Below are 22058 nucleotides of genomic sequence, written 5' to 3'. Positions count from 1 at the left end.
GACCTATACTGATTTCAGGCTGATTACGTAGGGAGGTGCGCAATGAGTAGGCAGGATGTGTCTTTGCATGACAGGTTCGATTTGGAAAAATCGCCGGTATTGCTGAACGGAACGCAGGCCCTTGTGCGGCTGATGCTGATGCAGCGCGCCCGCGACGTGGCCGCCGGACTGAATACCGCAGGATATGTGACAGGCTATCGCGGCTCGCCCCTGGGGGCGGTTGATTTGCAGATGATGCAGGCCCGCGCCGATCTCGAGGCGTCGCAGATCACCTTCAGTCCCGGATTGAACGAGGATCTGGCCGCGACCGCCCTGTGGGGCAGCCAGCAGGCAGAGCTGCGCGGAGAGGGCAAATACGACGGTGTCTTTGGCCTGTGGTATGGCAAGGGGCCCGGCGTTGACCGGTCCGGCGATGTGATGCGCCACGCCAATATGGCGGGATCGTCAAAACACGGCGGTGTCGTGATGGCGATGGGGGACGACCACACGGGCGAATCCTCGACCACGTTGCACCAGTCGGACTGGGCGATGGTGGATGCCTACATGCCGGTCGTGTCGCCCGCCGGTGTCCAGGAAATCATGGATTACGGGCTTTATGCCTTTGCCCTGTCGCGCTTTGCCGGCGTCTGGGTCGGGCTGAAGACGATGAAGGACACGGTAGAGGCCACGGCAGTTGTCGATGGCTCTGCCGACAGGATGAGCTTTGTGACGCCCGATGTGCCGATGCCCGAGGGTGGGGTGAACATCCGGCTGATCGACACGCCCGTGGCCCAGGAGGCGCGGATGATCGACTATAAGCGCTTCGCAGCCGAGGCGTTTTCGCGCGCGAACAAGATGGACAAGCGGGTATGGGGCAAGGCGGGGGCAAAGATCGGGTTTGTCGCGGCGGGCAAGAACTGGCTGGATCTGGTGCATGCCATGCAACTGCTGGGGCTGGACGCGGACGAAGCAACGCGTCTGGGGATCACCACCTACAAGGTGGGGCAGGTCTGGCCTATGGATATGGCGGGCTTTCACGATTGGGCCGAGGGGCTGGACCTGATCGTTGTCGTCGAGGAAAAGCGCAAGCTGATCGAGGTGCAGGTCAAAGAGGCGATCTTTGACGATCGCAACGGGCGCCGCGTTTACGGCTGGCACAAGGGGGACGAGCATTCGGAGGGCCGCAGGGAAGAGCTGTTCCCGACGCGGTTCGCGCTGGAGCCGGTGATGATCGCGCAAAAGATCGGCGGCATCTTGCAGGACGAGGGGATCGGTACGGAGCGCCTTGCCGCCGCGCTTCGGTTGCTGGACGAGGCCAAGACATCGGATAACGCCACAGAGATCGCGGCGCGGTTGCCGTATTTCTGTTCGGGGTGCCCGCACAACTCCAGCACCAAGGTGCCGGAGGGGTCGCGCGCCTATGCCGGGATCGGCTGCCACTATATGGTGCAGTGGATGGACAGAGAGACCGTGGGCTTTACCCAGATGGGGGGCGAGGGCGCCAACTGGGTGGGGGAGTCCAACTTCTCGACCCGCGATCATGTGTTCCAGAATATCGGGGACGGCACCTATAACCACTCTGGCCTGTTGGCCATTCGGGCGGCTTTGGCGGCGGGCACCAATATCACCTACAAGATCCTGTATAATGATGCGGTCGCGATGACCGGCGGGCAGCACAACGAAGGCGGGCTGGACGCGCCGCGAATTGTGGCGGAAATCAAGGCGATGGGGGTGCGCAACATCGCCGTCGTCTATGACGAGAAAGAAGCACCGGATCTGAGCCTGTTCCCGAAAGATGTGGAAACCCACGAGCGGGCGGATTTCGAGGCGGTGCAAAAGAAGTTCCGCCATTTCAAAGGCGTGTCTGCCATTGTCTATGTGCAGACCTGTGCCGCCGAAAAGCGCAGACGTCGCAAGCGCGGCACCTTCCCCGATCCCGACAAGCGGGTTTTTATCAACACCGATGTCTGCGAGGGCTGCGGCGATTGCGGGGTGCAGTCGAACTGCGTGTCCATCGTGCCGGTAGAGACGGAGCTGGGCCGCAAGCGGGCGATCGACCAGTCGTCCTGCAACAAGGATTACAGTTGCGTCAAAGGGTTCTGCCCGTCGTTTGTCACCATAGAAGGCGCAAAAATCCGCAAGGAGGCGAGCGTCAGGGTTGATATTCCCGATCTGCCGATGCCCGAGTTGCCCGTGATCCATGGCACCCATAATGTGGTGATCACCGGCGTCGGCGGCACCGGCGTTGTTACCATCGGCGCGATCATGGCAATGGCCGCGCATATCGACGGCAAAGGGGCCGGCATGATGGAGATGGCGGGTCTGGCGCAAAAGGGCGGCGCGGTGCATATCCATTGCCGTCTGGCAAATGCCCCCGCCGACATCAGCGCGATCCGTGTGGCCACGGCCGAGGCAGATGTGGTGATCGGCGGCGATCTGGTGGTCAGTGCCGGTGCCAAGACCATCGGGTTGATGAAAACCGGCAAGACGGGCGCGGTGGTCAACAGCCACGAGATCATCACCGGCGATTTCACCCGCGACACCGAGTTCAAGCTGCCGGTGGACCGGCTGACCCTTGCGCTTCAGGCGCGGTTGCAGGACCGGTTGCAGATGTTCGATGCCACGAGCCTCGCAAAGGCGCTTCTGGGGGATTCCATCTATTCGAACATGATGGTGTTCGGGGCCGCGTGGCAGAAGGGCTGGGTGCCGCTGTCCCATCAGGCGATCATCCGTGCAATAGAATTGAACAAGGCGGCTGTCGAGGGCAACACGCGGGCGTTTGAACTGGGGCGCTGGGCGGCGCTTTATCCTGACCGTGCGGACAAGGTGTTGAACCCTGTGTCAATCGAAAAGCCGGATACGATCGAGGACACAATCGCGTTCCGCATCGCGCATCTGACGGCGTATCAATCGGCGCGGCTGGCCGAACGGTATCGCAGGTTGGTGGACGACATTGATGCGCCACGCCTGAAAGAGGCGGTCGCGCTGGGCTATCACAAGCTGTTGTCCTACAAGGACGAATACGAGGTGGCGCGCCTGTTGCAATCGACCGAAGCCAAAGCGCGCGAGGAATTCGACGGTGATCTGAAGCTGTCGTTCCACCTTGCGCCGCCACTTATCAGCCGGACAGGCGCAGACGGGCGGCCAAAAAAGATCGCCTTTGGCGGCTGGATCATGCGGCTGTTCCCCTATCTGGCGAAGATGAAGCGCCTGCGCGGAACGCCCTTTGACCCCTTTGGCTACACCGCAGAGCGCAGGATGGAGCGTGCGCTGATCCGCCAATACCAGGCGGATATGGCAGAGGTGCTGCGCGACCTGACGCCTGCGCGGATGGACGCGGCCGTGTCGCTTGCCGCGCTGCCGCTGAAAATTCGCGGATTCGGTCCTGTGAAGGATGCGAACCAGCGCGACGCGGCAAAGCAGCGAGAGGTTTTGTTGGCGGAATTTCGCGCAGGCGTCGAGACGGTAAAGCACGCGGCAGAGTAGGCGTCACCGGACTGTCATATAGACTAGGCAGAACGGTTAAACCGATATAGACGCCCCGCCATGGGTCCAGGGTTCGGGTGGCGGGGCGTTGCAAGGGGGCGGCGGATGACAAACCGGAAAGAGGTTGCGCGCGAGATCAGTTACGCCAGCTCTGCCGCGACGCGGGGCGGGCGGGCCTTGATCCGTGTTCTGGAGAATGCGACCGGACGCTTGCGCCTGATCAAGCGCGCTGCGGGCTACGAGATCGACGTAGAGCAGGGGCGCGATTTCTGGGAGGTCATGGTGGAACGCTATGGCCTGAGCCTTGAGGTTGTCGGCGGCAGTCTGGATAATATCCCGAAAACCGGCCCGCTGATCCTGATCGCCAACCACCCCTACGGCATTCTGGACGGCCTGATGATGGGCCATATCCTGAGCCGCGCGCGTGGTGATTTCCGGATTTTGGCAAACCATGTGTTCCGCAAGGCAGAGCAGTTGAACAAGATCATCCTGCCGATCAGCTTTGACGAGACAAAAGAGGCGGTGCGGCAGAACCTTGAAACCCGCGCCGAGGCGCTGCGCTATCTGGCGGAGTGTGGGGCGATGGGGATATTTCCGGGCGGCACCGTGTCTACGGCGGCCACGCCCTTTGCCCGCCCGATGGACCCCGGCTGGCGCAAGTTTACCGCCAAGATGGTGGCGAAATCAGGGGCGACCGTGGTGCCGGTCTATTTCGAGGGGCACAACAGCCGGCTGTTCCAGATGGCAAGCCATTTGCATTCCACACTGCGGCTTGGGCTGTTGATAAAAGAGTTCCGCTCGCGCATCGACGAACCCGTTCGGGTGGTCATCGGCACACCGATCCCGCCGGACGAACTGGCGCTGCGGGCAAAAGACCCCAAGGCGATGATGGATTTTTTGCGCCGTTCGACGTATGACCTATCGCCCGTGCCGCTGAAGTCTTATGACTACGGCTACGAGTTCGAGCAGAAATACAGGACCTGACATGGCGGTGGGCGTTTTCGATAGTGGTTTGGGCGGGTTGACCGTGCTGGACGCGGTGCAGCGGCGCTTGCCGGATGTGCCTTTTGTCTATTTTGGCGACAATGCCAACACGCCCTACGGGGTGCGCACGCCGGACGATATTTTCAACCTGACCTGTGCCGCGACAGAGCGGTTGTGGGACGAGGGATGCAATCTGGTGATTCTTGCCTGCAACACCGCCTCGGCCGCCGCGCTGAAGCGGATGCAGGAAACCTGGATCCCGAAGGACAAGCGCGTTCTGGGAGTATTCGTGCCCCTGATCGAGGCGCTGACCGAACGCCAGTGGGGCGACAACAGCCCGCCGCGCGAGGTGTCGGTCAAGCATGTGGCGCTGTTTGCGACGCCCGCGACCGTGTCCAGCCGCGCGTTCCAGCGCGAACTGGCCTATCGCGCGATCGGCGTCGATGTCGAGGCGCAGCCCTGCGGCGGCGTTGTCGATGCGATCGAGCAGGGCGATATGGTGCTGGCAGAGGCGCTTGTGCGCAGCCATGTCGAGGCACTGCAACGCCGGATGCCGGAACCCGAGGCGGCCATTCTGGGCTGCACGCATTATCCGCTGATGGAAGACATCTTTCGCGCGGCTTTGGGGCCGGATGTATCGGTGTATTCGCAGGCCAATCTGGTGGCCGAAAGCCTGGCCGACTATCTGGCGCGACGCCCCGAAATGCTGGGCACCGGAACAGAGTCGAAATTCCTGACGACGGGTGATCCTGCACGCGTTGCAAACAAGGCCACCCAGTTCTTGCGACGCAAGATCGACTTCGAGGCGGCCTATCCCGCAGCGACATAATTGACCTGCGGCGATATACGGCCTTTGAAACCCGCCGCAGGTTTCCTACATTCCACTCAGACAAAAGCCGGAGAAAATCATGACGCATAAAATCGCGATTCTGGGGGCCAGCGGCTATACGGGCGCGGAATTGGTGCGACTGATTTCGACCCATGGCGGGATGGAAATTGTGGCGCTGTCGGGCGACCGCAAGGCGGGCATGGAATACCGCGACGTGTTTCCGCATCTGCGCCATCTGGATCTGCCACGGTTGCAGATGATCGAGGATATCCGGTTTGACGATGTCGATCTGGTGTTCTGTGCCTTGCCCCATGCGACCAGTCAGGCCGTCATCAAAGAGCTGCCGCGCCATCTGAAGATCGTCGATCTGTCGGCTGATTTCCGGCTGCGCGACCCTGCCGCATACGAGAAATGGTACGGCAAACCGCACGCCGCACCCGAGATGCAAAAAGAGGCCGTTTACGGCCTGACTGAATTCTACCGCAACCAGATTGCCGGTGCGCGTCTTGTGGCCGGCACCGGTTGCAACGCTGCGACGGGCCAGTTCGCGCTGCGCCCGCTGATCGAGGCGGGGGTGATAGATCTGGACAATATCATCATCGACCTGAAGGCGGCTGTGTCGGGGGCGGGGCGGTCGTTGAAGGAAAACCTGCTGCATGCGGAACTGTCCGAAGGGGCGCATGCCTATTCTGTGGGCGGTGTGCATCGCCATCTTGGAGAGTTCGATCAGGAATTCTCGGCGATTGCCGGTCGTCCGGTTCAAGTGCAGTTCACCCCGCATCTGATCCCCGCCAACCGCGGTATCCTTGCGACGGTCTATGTTCATGGCGAGGCGGGCGCGATCCATCAGGCGCTGGCGGCCCGCTACGCGACAGAGCCGTTCTTGCAGGTGCTGCCGCTGGGCGAGCATCCGTCGATCCGCCATATCCGCGGGTCGAACTTTTGCCATATCGGCGTGGTGGCGGACCGCATGCCCGGTCGGACAATCGTAATCGCGACGCTGGACAACCTGACAAAGGGATCGTCCGGTCAGGCGTTGCAGAATGCCAACCTTATGCTGGGAGAGGCGGAAACACGGGGGCTGATGATGGCCCCGCTGTTCCCGTAAAACATCATGCGCGGATTGAAAAAAACAAGACGAATACAGATTATCGCCCTGGCGGTTGTGGCCCTTGGCCTGTCAACCGCGCTGATCGGTTATGCGATGCGCGACGGGATCAATTTCTTTCGTGCGCCCAGCCAGATCATTGCAGCCCCACCCCCCCCGAACGAGGTGTTCCGCATCGGCGGTCTGGTCGCGGACGACTCTATCGTGCGCGGTCAGGGAGAGACCGTCACTTTCAGCGTGACCGACGGCGGGGCCGTGGTGCCTGTATCGTTTACAGGCATCCTGCCGGATCTTTTCGGCGAGGGTCAGGGTATGGTCGGCACGGGGCGCTACATTGACGGCACATTCCAAGCGACTGAAATCCTTGCGAAACATGACGAAAGTTATATGCCGAAAGAGGTCATCGACGCGCTGAAGGATCAGGGCGTCTACATCGACCCGAACGCCACCCCGAACGCCGAGGCAGCAACTAATTAACCGGAGTTAAGCAGCCTTCCACATGAGAATTCTCATGCCTTGGGAGGCCCGCTTTGATTTCAGTTCGCGATATCGCTGACCAGATTGTCGCCCGCGAGGGTGGCTTTGTGAATGATCCATCTGACCCGGGTGGCCCGACAAAATACGGTGTTACGTTGCGCACGCTGGCGGCACTTGGTCTTGATGCAAACGGCGACGGCAAGGTCTCGGTGGCCGACCTGAAGGCGCTGACGCGGGCGCAGGCGTCTGACATTTTCCTCCGCCACTATTTCCAGACCCCGCGATTGGATCTATTGCCAGAGGCACTGCAACCGTCTGTGTTTGACATGTATGTCAACGCGGGCGCGGGCGCCGTTCGGGTGTTGCAGCGCCTGTTGATCCAGATGGGGCGGGGCCTGACGGCGGACGGTGTGATCGGGCCGAAAACGGCGCTGGCTGCGGGCCTGGCCTTTGATCTGGCACCGGATCATCTGGCCGACGCCTACGGCATTGCGCGGCGCAACTATTACTATGCTTTGGCCGATGCCCGCCCCGCCAGCCGGAAATATGCGCGGCGGCGCGACGGGGGCAAGGGCGGCTGGATCACCCGCGCAGAAGAGTTCATCGCCCCGAAATACCATCTGACAGAGGCGCAGCATCGCGCAAGGGTGTCGGCATGGGCGTGATTGGCAGCATTTTCACTGCGCTTTTCGGCGGCGGGCACAATGTGGTCGTGGAAACCGCGCAGGTGTTCCGCGAAAACGCCGAATTCGCCGCCACCCGCGAGGCAGATGCGCGAACCGGGGCCCTGGGGCAGTTCGGGGCGGAATTCGCCGCTCCGCGTCAGGGCGGGTTTGATCGGTTCATGGATGGCGTGAACCGTCTGCCGCGCCCGATGCTGGCGCTTGGCACGCTTGGGCTGTTCGGGGCGGCGATGGTCGATCCTGTGTGGTTTGCCAGCCGGATGCAGGGTCTGGCGCTGGTGCCGGAACCGCTGTGGTGGCTGATGGGGGCGATCGTGTCGTTTTATTTCGGCGCACGGTATCAGGTAAAAGGGCAGGAGTTTCAACGCTCTGTCGCACAGACCATGGCGTTGGTGCCGCAGGTGACGGCCAATCTTGCTGTCCTGTCGGATCTCGGGGCGAACCATGCGCCCGATGCCAACGCGGCCCTTTTGGACTGGAGGGCGCAGAATGCCCGATAGTGTCTGGGTGACGCTGGTGTCGGAAAACGGGCCTTGGGTGATGTTGGTGTTCTACCTGCTCTACCGCGATTTGCAAAAGGATCAGGTGACGCGCGATGTCCTGAACAAGAATACCGAGGTGCTGATCGAGATGACAACCATGATCCGCGAGCGGCTGCCGCGCAGCGGGGTGTCGCAATGAGGCTTTGGCGGGCTTTTCTGGACTTTCTCGGCAACAGGCGGCTGCGCAATGCGATCCGCCGCAACACATCCGCGGCCGAAAATCTGGACCGCGCGGTCAGGGAGATGCTGAATCCATGAAACAGGCGATATTCGGTTTTCTGTTGCCTGTGGTGGCTTTGTTTCTGGTGTCGGCCCGGTGTGGATATGCTGCGGCCTATCTGATCGGATACGGCGTCTTGACGTTGATGGCGTTTTGGATCGCGCTGACATTTCTGTGGCTTTGGCTGCAACGGGCAACGCCTTTGGCGCTTGGGATGGTGTTCGGCTGGGCGGGGGCCGCGCTGATCATGGGGTGGTGGTATGTCTATGCCCTTCTGGGTCAGCCTGTGTGGATGTCGGGCAACCGCCTGTTGTTCGTGCCGCTGGCGGTTTATCTTGGCGGCGCGGCCATTCACAGCCGGGTGATCTGGGCCGCTGTTGTTGCGGACAATCGCGGGCATTGGGTGCCTGTGGGGCTTGCGACGCTGGTGTCGGGGGGGCTGTGGCTGGGGCTGCGATAACACCTGTGTGATCGAGGCTGTGCATCAGTGTCGCGGGTGCGTAATACCAATTGCGCAGGTCGGGGTTCGGTCTATATTTGGCGCATGTTTACAGAACTCGGTCATTTTGCCCTCGCCCTTGCCTTCGCCATTTCCTTTGTGGCGTCAATCGCACCGCTTGTCGGAGCCCATAAGGGCTGGCAGTCCTGGATGGCCGTGGCAGAGCCCGCAGCCACCGCGATGTTCCTGCTGGTCGGGTTTTCCTTTGCATCGCTGATGTATGCCTTTGTGACGGATGATTTTTCGCTGTCACTGGTCGTCAACAACTCGAACCTGGCGCAGCCGATGCTGTATAAAATCACCGGGGTCTGGGGCAACCACGAAGGCTCTATGCTGTTGTGGGTGTTGATCCTGACCTTTTATGGTGCGCTGTGTGCGTGGTTTGGGGGCAACCTGCCGCCCGCCCTGCGCGCCCGTGTTCTGGGCGTTCAGGCCAGCATTGCCGTCGCCTTTCTGGCCTTTATCCTGTTCACATCAAACCCGTTCCTGCGTCTGGTTGTGCCACCCTTTGACGGGCAGGACCTGAATCCGCTGTTGCAAGACCCCGGTTTGGCGTTTCACCCACCGTTCCTGTATCTTGGCTATGTCGGCCTTTCGATGAGCTTCAGCTTTGCCGTTGCCGCCCTGATCGAGGGGCGCGTCGATGCCGCCTGGGCCCGCTGGGTTCGCCCCTGGACCCTGACCGCTTGGCTGTTTCTGACGGTCGGCATCGCGCTTGGGTCTTGGTGGGCCTATTACGAACTGGGTTGGGGCGGCTTCTGGTTCTGGGACCCAGTCGAAAATGCCAGTTTCATGCCCTGGCTTATCGCCGCTGCGCTGTTACATTCGGCGATCGTGGTGGAAAAACGCGAGGCGCTGAAGGCTTGGACGATCCTGCTGGCGATCCTTGCCTTCGGGTTCTCGCTGATTGGCACGTTCATCGTCCGGTCGGGGGTGATCACGTCCGTCCACGCCTTTGCCAATGACCCCGAACGCGGGGTATTCATCCTGATGATCCTTGGCATCTTTATGGGCGGTGCCTTGATGCTGTATGCCCTGCGTGCCGGCGCGATGGAGGCGAAGGGCGTCTTTTCCCTTGTCAGTCGCGAAAGCGCGCTGGTCGTCAACAACGTGTTGCTGGCCGTTGCAGCCTTTGTGGTGTTCATCGGCACCATCTGGCCCCTGTTCGCAGAGCTGCTGTTTGACCGCAAACTGTCGGTCGGGGCGCCGTTTTTCGACGCGGCCTTCACCCCCTTCATGGTGGCACTGGCCTGTTTACTGCCACTTGGTGCGCTCCTGCCGTGGAAACGCGCCAGCCTGACCCGTTCGATGCGGCCATTGTGGGGCGTGTTGGTTCTGTCGATCGTGCTGGGCGCATTCGTGTGGACCATGCAGACCGGTCGGTCGATCCTTGCGCCTGTCGGGATCGTTCTGGCAACATGGACGGTTCTTGGGGCGGCTGTCGAGCTCATGGTGCGATCCGGTCGCGGGTCGCTGATGTCCAGAGCACGCCGGTTGATGCACCTTCCGCGTGCCGACTGGGGCAAGGCCGTGGCCCATGCGGGACTTGGCCTGACGATCTTTGGCATCTCGGCGCTGACGGCCTGGCAACAGGAAGACATCCGCACGGCCCGCATCGGCGACAGCTATACGGTTGGCGCATTCGATATCGGTCTGGTGGATGTTCAACGCAAGAATGGCCCGAACTACATCACGACCATGGCAGAGATGACGATCAGCCGGAACGGTACCGTGGTCGCCACCATGTTCCCCGAAAAGCGCGTTTACCCCGTATCGGCGATGCCCACGACAGAGGCCGCGATCAACACGACAGTGCTGCGCGATGTCTATCTGGTGATCGGTGATCCACAGGCTGATGGCAGCTGGGCCGTGCGAACTTATATCAAACCCTTCGCCTTCTGGATCTGGTTCGGCTGCATCGTCATGGCCGCAGGCGGGGTTCTGTCCTTGACCGACCGGCGCTACCGTGTGGCTGCCGGCGCCCGCAAGGCCGCGATCAAGGCGGTGCCTGCCGAATGAAGCGCCTTGTCCTGATCCTGTGCCTTATGGCATCGCCTGTCTTTGCCGTGCAACCGGGCGAGATGATGACCGATCCGGTGCAGGAGGCCCGCGCGCGCGACCTGTCCAAAGGGCTGCGCTGCCTTGTCTGCCGAAACGAGTCCATCGACGAATCCAATGCCGAACTGGCCCGCGACCTGCGCCTTCTGGTGCGCGAACGCATTGCGGCGGGTGACAGCGACGAACAGGCCATCGCCTTTATCGTTGACCGCTACGGCGAATATGTCCTGCTGCGTCCCACTGTATCCGGCTCTAACATCGTGCTCTGGATCGCGGGGCCTGTGATGCTGATCCTCGGGCTTGGTGTTGCCGGGCTTTATGTGCGCCGCAGGCGCAATACGGCCGAAACCCCGATTGCAGCGCTTTCGCTTGATGAAGCGTCGCAGCTTAAAAAAATACTTGAGCAGTGACGCTCGGTTTCCCTTTCCTAAACGGAACGGTTCACTATCCTTGTGGGCAACCGGCCCCCTGATCCGGACAAGGAACGGAAGCAATGAATTACAAAACCATCCGATTTGCGGTGCGCGACAACATCGGCATCCTGACCCTCAACCGCCCCGAGGTGATGAACGCCCTCGACACCCAGATGCGGGCCGAAATTCTGCATGCGGTGAAAGAGGCAGAGAAAACCGCCCGTGTTCTGGTGATCACCGGCAAGGGTAAATCCTTTTGCTCCGGTCAGGATCTGGGCGACCGCGCCAATGCCGCCGACATTGATCTGGAACGCACGTTGCGTGACGAATATGTCCCGATGCTTGACGCGATCTTCAATTGCTCCATCCCGACCATTTCTGCGGTAAACGGCGCAGCCGCCGGGGCAGGGGCCAATCTTGCCCTTGCCGCAGATGTCGTCATTGCCTGCAAAAGTGCGTTCTTTTCGCAGGCTTTCACCCGGATCGGCCTGATTCCCGACGCGGGCGGCACCTATTGGTTGCCGCGCCAGGTCGGCTTTGCCAAGGCGATGGGCGCCGCCCTGTTCGCCGATAAAATCTCGGCGGATCAAGCCAGCGACTGGGGCATGATCTGGGACTCCGTGCCCGACGAAGAGTTTGATACGCATTGGTTCGGCCGTGCGACGCAACTGGCCAAAGGGCCAACAGTGGCCTACCGGAATGTGAAAGCCGCGCTGCGTCAGTCCTTCAACAACTCCCTCGACGAGCAGTTGGCGCTCGAGGCAAAGTTGCAGGGCGACTGCGGCCAGACGCGGGACTTCAAGGAAGGCGTCATCGCGTTTCTGGAAAAGCGCCCGGCACAATTCGAAGGCCGTTGATCCCCGTCTTTTTGGCTTAAATATCCAAAGAAAAAGGCCGCCCTCCGGGGCGGCCCTTCACTTTTCAGCGTTTTTCGACGTCGATATAATCGCGGGCGGTATCGCCCATATAAAGCTGCCGGGGCCGCCCGATTTTCAACTGTGGATCGGCAATCATCTCTTTCCACTGTGCAATCCAGCCAACAGTGCGGCTCATCGCAAAGATCGGCGTGAACATCGAGGTGGGAAAGCCCATCGCGTCCAGAATGATACCCGAATAGAAATCGACGTTCGGATACAGCTTCTTGTCGATGAAGTACGGATCCTCAAGCGCGATACGCTCCAGTTCCTTGGCAACCTTCAGCGTCTCGTTGTTCTCGATCCCCAGAAGACCCAGCACCTCGTCGGCGCTTTCCTTCATCACTTTTGCGCGGGGGTCGAAGTTCTTGTAGACGCGGTGACCAAAGCCCATCAGGCGGAACGGATCGTCCTTGTCCTTGGCGCGGGCGATGAATTCGGGAATACGGTCGACGGTGCCGATTTCGCGCAGCATTTCCAGGCACGCCTGGTTTGCGCCGCCGTGGGCCGGACCCCAAAGACAGGCGATACCGGCCGCGACGCAGGCAAAGGGGTTGGCGCCCGATGACCCGGCAAGCCGCACCGTGGATGTCGATGCGTTCTGCTCGTGGTCAGCGTGCAGGGTGAAAATCCGGTCCATTGCGCGGGACAGGATCGGGTCCACCTCATACTCCTCGGCGGGAACCGAGAAACACATGCGCAGGAAGTTGGAAGCATAGTCCAGATCGTTGCGCGGATAGACGAAGGGTTGGCCGATCGAATACTTGTAGGCCATCGCGGCAATCGTCGGCAGCTTGGCGATCATGCGAATGGACGCAACCTCGCGCTGGTATTCATCGGTGATGTCGGTGCTGTCATGATAGAATGCGGACATCGCGCCGACCACACCGACCATCGTGGCCATCGGATGCGCATCGCGGCGGAACCCGCGAAAGAACATGTGCATCTGTTCGTGCACCATGGTGTGGCGAGTGACCAGCGTTTCGAACTTTTCGGCTTCTTCGGGGGTTGGAAGCTCGCCGTATAGCAGAAGATAGCACACTTCTAGATAATGCGATTTGTCTGCCAGCTGTTCGATGGGATAGCCACGATACAGCAACTCTCCGATATCGCCGTCGATATAGGTGATCGTCGAATCACAGGCCGCAGTAGAGGTGAAGCCGGGATCATAGGTAAACACGCCCGCTTGCGCGTAGAGTTTGCGAATGTCGATGACATCGGGGCCAACGGTTGGCGAATGGATCGGCAATTCGTAGGTCTTGCCATCCAGCGTCAGGGTTGCGGTTCTTGGGGTATCAGCCATATCAGTCCCTCTTGCTAAAACCGTCGCACGGTTTGCGACGGTTGATATATCATCGGTGCCGAGAGGCGGATTACCCCTGTTTTTCAGGGCTCCCCGTGTCTCAGGCGGCTGCGTCTGCAAGGCGCGCGCGTGTCTCGTCGCGTCCAAGGACCAGCATCATGTCGAAAACGCTTGGTGACACCGACCTGCCAGCCAGGGCGGCCCGCAAGGGCTGCGCAAGTTTGCCAAGCTTTGTGCCATGAGCATCTGCAACTTGGGCCACGATAGCCTCAAGCGTTTCACGGTTCCAGCTAGCATTTTGCAGGTGCGGCGTCAATTCCGCCAGTATACCACGGGATACCGGATCAAGCGCCGCTTCGGCCTTCGCGTCCCGCTCCACTGATGGTGTGGCAAGAATAAAATACGCCTTTTCAATAAGTTCCGGCATTGTCTTGGCGCGTTCCTTGAGGCAATACATGCCGCGCAGCAGCCCGTCTTTTTGTGTGCCAGTCAGGGCGGGTTGCTGATTGATCGCCAGATACCCCTCCAATTCATGCAGCAGTGCAGCATCGTCCATCACGGCGATATGCTGACCCGAGACATTTTCGAGCTTTTTGAAATCGAACCGGGCGGGTGATTTTCCGATTCCATTGAAATCGAACCATTCCATCGCCTGCTCGGTGGTAAAGAACTCGTCGTCACCATGGCTCCAACCTAATCGGGCCAGATAATTGCGCATGCCGGCGGCGCAATAGCCCATCGCCTGATATTCCTCGACCCCCAGCGCGCCGTGGCGCTTCGACAGCTTCTTGCCGTCTGGCCCGTGGATCAGCGGGATATGGGCAAAAACCGGAATATCCCAATCCATTGCGCGATATACCAGAATCTGGCGCGCGGTATTGGACAGGTGATCGTCGCCGCGGATCACGGTCGTCACACCCATATCATGATCGTCCACAACAACTGCCAGCATATAGGTCGGTGTACCATCGGATCGTAAACAGATCATGTCATCCAGATGTTCGTTCTGGAAGGTGACCGTTCCCTGCACGCGGTCCTCGACGATGGTCTGGCCGTCGCGCGGGGCTTTCAGGCGCACCACATAGGGCGCATCGGGAAAACTTGCCGGATCGGCGTCGCGCCAGGGGCTTTGGAACATGGTCGATGTTCCCGCCGCCTGTGCCGCCTCGCGAAAGGCGGCAATCTCGTCCTGCGACGAGAAACACTTGTAGGCGTGTCCGCGCGCCAGCATTTCATGCGCAACTTCGGCGTGGCGGTCGCGGCCCTCGAACTGGCTGACCGCGTCGCCGTCCCAGTCCAGCCCAAGCCATGTCAGGCCGCGCAGAATGGCCGCTGTCGCCTCGGGGGTAGAGCGTTCGCGGTCGGTATCCTCGATCCGCAGCAGGAACTTGCCGCCGCGCCCGCGGGCGTAAAGCCAGTTGAACAGCGCGGTCCGCGCCCCCCCGATATGCAGATAGCCCGTGGGTGACGGGGCAAAGCGGGTGACAACGGGGGTATCGGACATAGGTATTAACCTTCGGCTAACTAAAGGGGGAATAACGTTGCCGCAGGTTTAACGAACGGGTCTCGTAAGAACAAGGGTGGCGACGATATGAGGCATCCCATGGGGGTGATTCTGGCGCAGCGCGGGCATCTGTTTCCATGGGTGCCGGTCTGCCTTGCCATTGGCATCGGTGCGTATTTCTCGCTTGCGGGCGACCCCTCTGCAACCGGATGGCTGATGATCGGGGCCGCGCTGCTGTGTCTGGGGATTGCCGCCCGTTTCTGTGGTCCGCAGGTCTTTCCGCTGTGCCTTGGGGTCGGGCTGGTCTTGTCGGGTGTGTGTCTGGCCGGATTTCGGGCCAACCATGTCGCGGCCCCTGTGCTTGGCTATCGCTACTACGGTCCGGTCGAGGGGCGGATCGTCGCGATCGACCGCTCTGTCAGTGACCAGCCGCGCCTGACGCTGGATCGCGTGGTTTTGCACAATCTGGCACCGGACCGAACGCCCGCACGTGTGCGCATCACCTTGCACGGCGATATGTCGTGGCTATCTGCGGAACCGGGGCTGACGGTGATCCTGACCGCCAATCTGTCGCCCCCCGCCGGTCCGGTCGCCCCCTACGGGTTCGATTTCCAACGCATGGCCTGGTTCCAAAGGCTGGGCGCGGTCGGCTATTCCCGCACGCCGGCGCTGGTGTTGGCACCTGCCGAACAGGGGCGCGCGGGGTTGATGATACATCGCTTGCGCCTGCGCCTCAGCGCGGCCGTTCAATCGGCCATGCCAGAGGAGGAGGGCGCCTTTGCCGCCGCCCTGATGACCGGCGACCGCTCTGGTATGTCGCAAGCCACCCTTGCCGATCTGCGGGCGTCGAACCTGGCGCATCTTTTGGCCATTTCGGGGCTGCATATGGGGTTGCTGACGGCGTTCATCTTTGGGTCGCTGCGCTATGGCCTGAGCCTGTTCCGGCCCCTGGCCCTGCGTATTCCGGTGAAAAAGCTGGCCGCCGGTGTCGCTTTGGTCGCTGCGGCGGGCTATCTGGCGCTGTCGGGCGGCAATGTTGCCACTGAACGCGCCTTTGTCATGGTCGCGGTCATGCTGGGTGCGGTTCTGGCCGACCGCCGCGCATTGACCCTGCGGGGGGTGGCCATCGCCGCGCTGATCATTCTGCTGCTCCACCCCGAGGCCTTGATCGGACCGGGGTTCCAGATGTCATTTGCCGCGACTACGGCGCTTGTCGCGGTGTTCGGTGCGCTGCGGGGACGGGATCGGCCACGTCTGCCCGCGGTGCTGCGGCCCTTGGTGGCGGTTGTGCTGTCCTCGGCTGTGGCGGGGGCGGCGACAGCCCCCATCGCCGCCGCCCATTTCAACCAGATTTCGCATTTTGGCCTGCTGGCCAACCTGCTGACGGTGCCGTTGATGGGCGCGGTGGTGATTCCCGCCGCCGTGGTTGCCGCCTGCCTTGCACCCTTTGGGTTGGCCTGGCTCGCGCTTGAGGTGATGCGCTGGGGGTTGGTGTGGATTCTGGGCGTTGCCCGGTATGTTGCGCATCTGGACGGGGCCGTGTCGCAGGTGGTCAGCCCGGCTGCTGCGGTGTTGCCGGTCTTCGCGTTGGGGATGCTCTGGCTTATCCTGTGGCAGGGGTGGTTGCGCTGGGGCGGGGTCTTGGCTGTCGCTGTGGCTTTGGGGCTTTGGGTGCAGACGGAGCGCCCGATGCTGCTGGTGTCCGGGACAGGCGGGCTGGTGGGGGTGCTGACGGATCAGGGGCGCGTGTTGAGCAAACCAAAGGGTGACGGATTTTCCGCCGACAACTGGCTGGAGGATGACGGCGATCCCGCCACGCAACTGGCCGCGTTCGAGCGCGGAGTGCCGCAATCGGCCAAAGGCCGGTTCGAGGCCCGCATCGGGTTGCAACGCATTGTGCATCTGTCGGGAAAAGGCGCGGTGGCGCGGGCGGAGGAACTGTGCCGCGACGGTATCTGGATTTTCACCGCCGCAAAGATCGACCCGCGCCCGGACACCGCAGGCAATTGCACCCTTTGGGATGCTGCAACCTTGCGAAAATCGGGCGCATTGGCGGCATATGACACGGGCGGCGCACTGCGATTGGTCTCAGCAAAAGAGGCGGCCGGTCGCCGCCTCTGGAATACTCCGCAAAGGCGTCAGTAGGTGCGGATCAACCCAACCAGACGCCCCTGCACCTTGACCTGATCCCCACGGAAAACGCGGGTTTCATAGGCAGGGTTCGCCGCCTCCAGCGCGATGGCGTCACCCTTGCGGCGGAACCGTTTCAGCGTCGCCTCGTGCCCTTCGACAAGTGCGACAACGATGTCGCCGTTGTCGGCCACGTTCGTTTCGCGGATCACCACAACGTCACCGTCGTTGATCCCCGCGTCGATCATCGAATCGCCTTTGACCTCCAGCGCATAGTGGTGTCCATTGCCTGACAGCATGCTGCCCGGCACGGCGATATTATGCGAGACCTCGCTGATCGCCTCGATCGGGGTGCCGGCAGCGATGCGGCCCATGACCGGCAATTCGATCGCATCGACAGTCTCGATCGGCAGGGCGTCGCGTCGCGGCGCGGGGCGGTCCCCCTCGATCACACGCGGGGTAAAGCCCGCTTTTTCGGTGACAGCGGCACCGCCGCCCATCGCATCGGGCAGCTTGATGATTTCCAGAGCGCGGGCGCGGTGAGCCAGTCGGCGGATGAACCCGCGTTCCTCCAGCGCCGTGATCAGGCGGTGGATGCCGGATTTGGACCGCAGATCTAGCGCCTCTTTCATTTCGTCGAAACTGGGCGGGACGCCGTCACGCTGCACGCGTTTGTCGATAAACTTCAGCAATTCCAGCTGTTTCTTGGTCAGCATGTCCTGCATCCTTCGGTCAGATTGCGTGGGCCGATCAGTCCGGCGTTCGGGGTATGTTCTATCCCTGTTCCCGTTTTATGTCAACGGTCATGGATCGGGCCCGATTTACAGGCGGATCACATCCACCAGATCGCCCGCCACCCGCGCCGCGTCGCCCACAGGGCGCACGACCAGCACGTTGGCTCCTGCCAGAACCGCCATAAGAGAGCTGTCCTGCCGGTCAAAAACCGTGACAGCGCCGTCAGCCTCATGGGCGCGCATGTAGTGTTCGCGCGGGCCGTTGGCGGATAGGGGCCGCGCAAGTGGCAGCGCCACGCGCGGGGTTGCTCGGGCGGGCAGGCCCCGCATGACGTCAAGCACGGGACGGATGAAGATGTGACCGCAAACCATTGAAGATACGGGGTTTCCCGGAAGCCCGATCATCGGAATCCCGTTGATCCGGCCCGCCATCAGCGGTTTTCCGGGGCGCAGCGCGACTGTGTAGAACGCCCGTTCCATGCCCAGATCCGTGGCGACGGTGCTGACGATGTCATAGTCGCCCACCGACGCGCCGCCGATTGTCACGATCAGGTCGGCGCTGGCGGCCAGATCGAACGCCATCCGCAACGAGGCGCCGGTATCGCGGGCGATGGGCAGGATGCGTGCAATACCGCCGTTTGCCTCTATCATCGCCTTCAGGCCGAAGCAGTTCGATGCGATGATCTGGTCGTCGCGCGGGGCCTCTCCGGGCATGACCAATTCGTCGCCTGTGGCGATCAGGGCCACGACAGGGCGGCGCGTGACCGGCACTATTCCGATGTTCATCGCGGCGATCAGGGTCATGTCATTTGCCCCCAACACGCACGGCGCTGTCAGGGTATGGCCAACGGTGAAGTCGCCACCGGCAGGGCGCACATGGGTCGCGGCGTCAAGGCTTTGCACAATGGTGATTGTCTCTGCGCTTCGTGTGACATCCTCTTGGATCACAATGCGATCTGCCCCGGCAGGCACGGGCGCACCGGTGAAAATGCGCACCGCCTGTCCGGCACCGACGACCCCGTCAAAGGCGTGACCGGCGGCGGCCTCTGCGATCACATGCAGGACGGCACCGGCGGCGACATCCACGTTGCGCACCGCGTAGCCATCCATCGCCGAGGACGCAAAGGGCGGCTGGTTGCGCGTGGCCGTCAGGGGGGCGGCCAAAGTCCGGCCAGCCGCCTGCGCCAGGGGCACATGTTCGATGTCCAGAGGGCGGACCAGATCAAACACATGGGACAGGGCCTGCGAGACGGTGATCATCACTCGGCCTCGAACCGGCCCGATTTTCCGCCCTCTTTCATCACCAGACGAACGTCGGAAATCACCATGCTTTTCTCGACGGCCTTGACCATGTCGTAAACGGTCAGGGCCGCAACCGTCACAGCGGTCAGCGCCTCCATCTCGACGCCGGTCTGGCCGGTGGTCTTGACGGTTGCCTCGATCCATACGCCGGGCAGCGACGGGTCCGGCACCAGATCAACCGCGACCTTGGTGATCGGCAGCGGGTGGCACAGCGGGATCAAGGCAGAGGTCTGCTTGGCCCCCATGATGCCCGCCAGACGTGCCACACCCAGAACATCGCCCTTTTTGGCGCGACCTTCGGTAATGATTTCAAGCGTTTCTGCGGACATCTTGATGCAGCCTCGCGCAATGGCGGTGCGGCTGGTCACGTCCTTGTCCGAGACATCGACCATATGTGCATGGCCATCATTGTCAAAATGGGTCAGGCCCGACATCACATGCCCCTTGCGGTCAATGGATTGGCAAGCAGCTTGCGCGTTGCGGTTTCGACATCGGCTTGCCGCATCAGGCTTTCCCCGATGAGAAAGGCGCGGGCACCGTATTTGGCCAGCCCGGCCAGATCTTCGGGCGTGTTCAGCCCGCTTTCGGACACCAGCGTGCGGTCCTCGGGGGCGAGCCGGGCCAGCCGGCGGGTCGTATCAAGCGAGGTCTCGAAGGTGTTCAGATCGCGGTTGTTGATCCCGATCAGCGGCGATTTCAGCAAGGCGGCGCGTTCCAGCTCCGCCTCGTCGTGGACCTCTATCAGAACGTCCATGCCCCAGTCTGTCGCGGCCTGTTCCAGTTCTGCCGCCTGCGCGTCGTCGACAGAGGCAAGGATGATCAGGATGCAGTCGGCATGCAGCGCGCGGGCCTCGGCGACCTGATAGGTGTCATACATGAAATCCTTGCGCAGGGCGGGCAGGCTGACCGCGTCACGCGCGGCGGTCAGATAGTCGTCGGCCCCCTGAAAGCTTGGCGTGTCGGTCAGCACCGACAGGCAGGTCGCGCCACCGGCCTCATAGGCTTTGGCAAGGGCGACCGGGTCGAAATCGGCGCGGATCAGGCCCTTGCTGGGGCTGGCTTTCTTGATCTCGGCGATCAGGCCATAGCCGTTGTTGGTGGCGTCGATCAGGTGCTTGGCAAAGCCGCGCGTGGCGGGGGCTGCGCGCGCGGCGTCCTCGACCTGCGACAGGGGGCGCTTTTCTTTGCGGGCGGCGACCTCTTCCAGCTTGTAGGCTTTGATTTTGTCCAGAATTGTACTCATCACGCGGCCTCTGTCGTTAGTTTTGCAAGCTGTTCGATTTTGGATTTTGCCGCACCGCTGTCAATGCTTTGTGCCGCAAGTTCAACACCTTCCGGCAAGGAACGCACCTTGTCCGCAACCAATAGCGCGGCTGCGGCGTTCAGCAGGACCGCGTCGCGGTAGGCCGATCCCTCGCCCGCCAGTAGCTTGCCGAAGGCAATGCCGTTTTCCTGTGGCGTGCCGCCCAGAATGGCCTCGAAGGGATGCACCGGCAGACCGGCATCGGCGGGGGTAATCTCGAATTCGGTCACGGCGCCGTTCTTCAGCTCTGCAACCCAGGAGACGCCCGCAATCGACAGCTCGTCCGTGCCGTCTGCCCCGTGCACAAGCCACGCCTTTTCAGAGCCGAGCTGTAACAGCGTTTCCGCCATCGGCCGGATCAGCGCGCGGGAAAACGTGCCGGTCAACTGGCGCGTGACGCCCGCAGGGTTGGTCAGCGGCCCGAGGATGTTGAAGATCGTGCGCGTGCCCAGTTCGGTCCGCGCGGGCATGACATGCGCCATCGCGGGGTGGTGCATCGGGGCCATCATGAACCCGATGCCGATCTGGTTGATCGCGCGGGTGACAACCTCTGCCCCCACCATCACCTTGATCCCCATCGCCCCCAGCGCGTCCGCCGCGCCCGACTTGGATGACAGGTTGCGGTTGCCGTGCTTGGCCACGGTGACGCCTGCGCCCGCCACGACAAAGGCCGTCGCGGTGGAAATGTTCAGCGTGCCCTTGCCATCGCCGCCGGTGCCGACAATGTCCATCGCACCGGCAGGGGCGTCAACCTTGTTGCAGCGCGCGCGCATGACGGCGGCGGCGGCGGCGAATTCGTCCACCGTTTCACCCCGCGCCCGCAGCGCCATCAACAGGCCACCGATCTGGGCAGGCGTCGCCTCGCCGTTGAACAGAACCTCGAAGGCGGTGACCGCCTCGGCGCGGGTCAGAGGGCGGTCTGCGGCGATCCCGATCAGGGGTTTAAGCGCGTCACTCATGCGGGAACCTTCACAAAATCAGGCACAAAATCAGGCACAGAATCAAGAAAGTTTTTCAAAAGCTGGTGCCCGTGTTCGGACGCAATGCTTTCGGGGTGGAACTGCACGCCCTCGATCGGCAGGGTCTTGTGACGCAGGCCCATGATCGTGCCATCCTCCAGCCAGGCGGTGATGTCCAGACAGTCGGGCAGGCTCTCTCGTTCCACCACCAGCGAGTGATAGCGCGTTGCTTGAAACGGCGAGGGCAGCCCCCTGAACATGCCTTTGCCCGCGTGGTGCATCTGCCCCATTTTGCCGTGCACAATCTCGTGGCAGCGCACAACCTTGCCGCCAAACGCCTCGCCAATCGTCTGATGCCCCAGACAAACGCCCAGAAGCGGGGTCTTTGTCTCGGCGGCGGCGGCGGTCAGTGCCAGACAGATACCCGCCTGCGCAGGGTCGCAAGGACCGGGGGACAGCACGATTGCCGACGGGTTCAGCGCCATCGCCTGTTGCACATCCAGCGCATCATTGCGTTTCACAACCACATCTGCGCCCAATTCGCCCAGATAATGCACTAGATTATAAGTGAAACTGTCGTAATTATCGATCAGAAGCAGCATGATCCCGTCTTTCGTTAACTAAGGGGTGA

At 61.8% G+C, this 22058-nt stretch carries 21 protein-coding genes; 13 read left to right on the top strand and 8 right to left on the bottom strand.

Annotated features, from left to right (window positions below; genetic code table 11):
- Positions 1-42 precede the first annotated feature (42 nt).
- The 12 genes from ACEN2R_RS06325 to ACEN2R_RS06270 all read left to right on the top strand — a co-directional run bounded on the left by ACEN2R_RS06325 (position 43) and on the right by ACEN2R_RS06270 (position 12135).
- Positions 43-3465 (top strand): indolepyruvate ferredoxin oxidoreductase family protein, encoded by a 3423-nt coding sequence (locus ACEN2R_RS06325; protein ID WP_442040345.1) that lies wholly within the window; start codon positions 43-45, stop codon positions 3463-3465.
- 105 nt (positions 3466-3570) lie between these two features.
- On the top strand, positions 3571-4449 hold the full coding sequence (locus ACEN2R_RS06320; RefSeq protein WP_442040343.1) for a lysophospholipid acyltransferase family protein: 879 nt from the start codon (positions 3571-3573) through the stop codon (positions 4447-4449).
- 1 nt (position 4450) lies between these two features.
- Positions 4451-5278: a glutamate racemase gene (locus ACEN2R_RS06315; protein WP_442040341.1), complete on the top strand. Its 828-nt coding sequence runs from the start codon at positions 4451-4453 to the stop codon at positions 5276-5278.
- A gap of 79 nt (positions 5279-5357) precedes the next feature.
- Positions 5358-6386 (top strand): N-acetyl-gamma-glutamyl-phosphate reductase, encoded by a 1029-nt coding sequence (gene argC, locus ACEN2R_RS06310; RefSeq protein ID WP_442040339.1) that lies wholly within the window; start codon positions 5358-5360, stop codon positions 6384-6386.
- Positions 6387-6392: 6 nt separating this feature from the next.
- Positions 6393-6863 (top strand): cytochrome c maturation protein CcmE, encoded by a 471-nt coding sequence (ccmE, locus tag ACEN2R_RS06305; protein WP_442040337.1) that lies wholly within the window; start codon positions 6393-6395, stop codon positions 6861-6863.
- 53 nt (positions 6864-6916) lie between these two features.
- Positions 6917-7528, top strand: coding sequence for a holin-associated N-acetylmuramidase (locus ACEN2R_RS06300; protein WP_442040335.1), 612 nt, complete (start codon positions 6917-6919; stop codon positions 7526-7528).
- On the top strand, positions 7519-8046 hold the full coding sequence (locus ACEN2R_RS06295) for a holin family protein (RefSeq protein ID WP_442040333.1): 528 nt from the start codon (positions 7519-7521) through the stop codon (positions 8044-8046). The genes ACEN2R_RS06300 and ACEN2R_RS06295 overlap by 10 nt, the downstream gene beginning before the upstream one ends.
- Positions 8036-8227: a hypothetical protein gene (locus ACEN2R_RS06290; protein ID WP_442040331.1), complete on the top strand. Its 192-nt coding sequence runs from the start codon at positions 8036-8038 to the stop codon at positions 8225-8227. The genes ACEN2R_RS06295 and ACEN2R_RS06290 overlap by 11 nt, the downstream gene beginning before the upstream one ends.
- Positions 8228-8342: 115 nt before the next feature.
- Positions 8343-8768: a hypothetical protein gene (locus ACEN2R_RS06285; RefSeq protein WP_442040329.1), complete on the top strand. Its 426-nt coding sequence runs from the start codon at positions 8343-8345 to the stop codon at positions 8766-8768.
- Positions 8769-8852: 84 nt separating this feature from the next.
- Entirely contained in the window at positions 8853-10826 is a 1974-nt protein-coding gene (locus ACEN2R_RS06280) for a heme lyase CcmF/NrfE family subunit (protein WP_442040327.1), read from the top strand.
- Entirely contained in the window at positions 10823-11275 is a 453-nt protein-coding gene (locus tag ACEN2R_RS06275) for a cytochrome c-type biogenesis protein (protein ID WP_442040325.1), read from the top strand. The genes ACEN2R_RS06280 and ACEN2R_RS06275 overlap by 4 nt, the downstream gene beginning before the upstream one ends.
- Positions 11276-11358: 83 nt before the next feature.
- Positions 11359-12135, top strand: coding sequence for an enoyl-CoA hydratase-related protein (locus tag ACEN2R_RS06270; protein WP_442040323.1), 777 nt, complete (start codon positions 11359-11361; stop codon positions 12133-12135).
- 64 nt (positions 12136-12199) lie between these two features.
- Here ACEN2R_RS06270 and gltA read toward each other — a convergent pair whose 3' ends face one another.
- Together gltA and gltX are read right to left on the bottom strand one after the other, a co-directional pair.
- Positions 12200-13495 carry a citrate synthase gene (gltA, locus tag ACEN2R_RS06265; RefSeq protein WP_442040321.1) on the bottom strand — a complete coding sequence of 432 codons (1296 nt, stop codon included), beginning with the start codon at positions 13493-13495 and terminating at the stop codon, positions 12200-12202.
- Positions 13496-13595: 100 nt separating this feature from the next.
- Positions 13596-14999: a glutamate--tRNA ligase gene (gltX, locus tag ACEN2R_RS06260; protein WP_442040319.1), complete on the bottom strand. Its 1404-nt coding sequence runs from the start codon at positions 14997-14999 to the stop codon at positions 13596-13598.
- 87 nt (positions 15000-15086) lie between these two features.
- Between gltX and ACEN2R_RS06255 the strand changes: the two genes are divergently transcribed.
- On the top strand, positions 15087-17144 hold the full coding sequence (locus ACEN2R_RS06255; RefSeq protein WP_442040318.1) for a ComEC/Rec2 family competence protein: 2058 nt from the start codon (positions 15087-15089) through the stop codon (positions 17142-17144).
- Here the strand turns inward: ACEN2R_RS06255 and lexA are convergent.
- The 6 genes from lexA to ACEN2R_RS06225 form a co-directional block, all read right to left on the bottom strand.
- Positions 17138-17845 (bottom strand): transcriptional repressor LexA, encoded by a 708-nt coding sequence (gene lexA / locus ACEN2R_RS06250; protein ID WP_442040316.1) that lies wholly within the window; start codon positions 17843-17845, stop codon positions 17138-17140. The genes ACEN2R_RS06255 and lexA overlap by 7 nt on opposite strands.
- Positions 17846-17950: 105 nt before the next feature.
- Positions 17951-19123 carry a molybdopterin molybdotransferase MoeA gene (locus tag ACEN2R_RS06245; RefSeq protein ID WP_442040314.1) on the bottom strand — a complete coding sequence of 391 codons (1173 nt, stop codon included), beginning with the start codon at positions 19121-19123 and terminating at the stop codon, positions 17951-17953.
- Entirely contained in the window at positions 19123-19599 is a 477-nt protein-coding gene (gene moaC / locus ACEN2R_RS06240; protein WP_442040312.1) for a cyclic pyranopterin monophosphate synthase MoaC, read from the bottom strand. Before moaC ends, ACEN2R_RS06245 begins: the two co-directional genes overlap by 1 nt.
- Positions 19599-20408 carry an indole-3-glycerol phosphate synthase TrpC gene (trpC, locus tag ACEN2R_RS06235; protein WP_442040311.1) on the bottom strand — a complete coding sequence of 270 codons (810 nt, stop codon included), beginning with the start codon at positions 20406-20408 and terminating at the stop codon, positions 19599-19601. Before trpC ends, moaC begins: the two co-directional genes overlap by 1 nt.
- A complete protein-coding gene (gene trpD / locus ACEN2R_RS06230; RefSeq protein WP_442040309.1) occupies positions 20408-21427 on the bottom strand; it encodes an anthranilate phosphoribosyltransferase in 1020 nt (339 codons plus the stop codon). Before trpD ends, trpC begins: the two co-directional genes overlap by 1 nt.
- Positions 21424-22029, bottom strand: a complete 606-nt coding sequence (locus ACEN2R_RS06225) for an aminodeoxychorismate/anthranilate synthase component II (RefSeq protein WP_442040307.1) — start codon at positions 22027-22029, stop codon at positions 21424-21426. The genes trpD and ACEN2R_RS06225 overlap by 4 nt, the downstream gene beginning before the upstream one ends.
- Positions 22030-22058: the final 29 nt, after the last annotated feature.

The organism is Pseudogemmobacter sp. W21_MBD1_M6, from assembly GCF_052119585.1.
Taxonomy (GTDB): domain Bacteria; phylum Pseudomonadota; class Alphaproteobacteria; order Rhodobacterales; family Rhodobacteraceae; genus JBGQOJ01.
The sequence above is the reverse complement of the archived record's forward strand: the minus strand, read 5'-3'. Positions and strand labels throughout refer to the sequence as shown.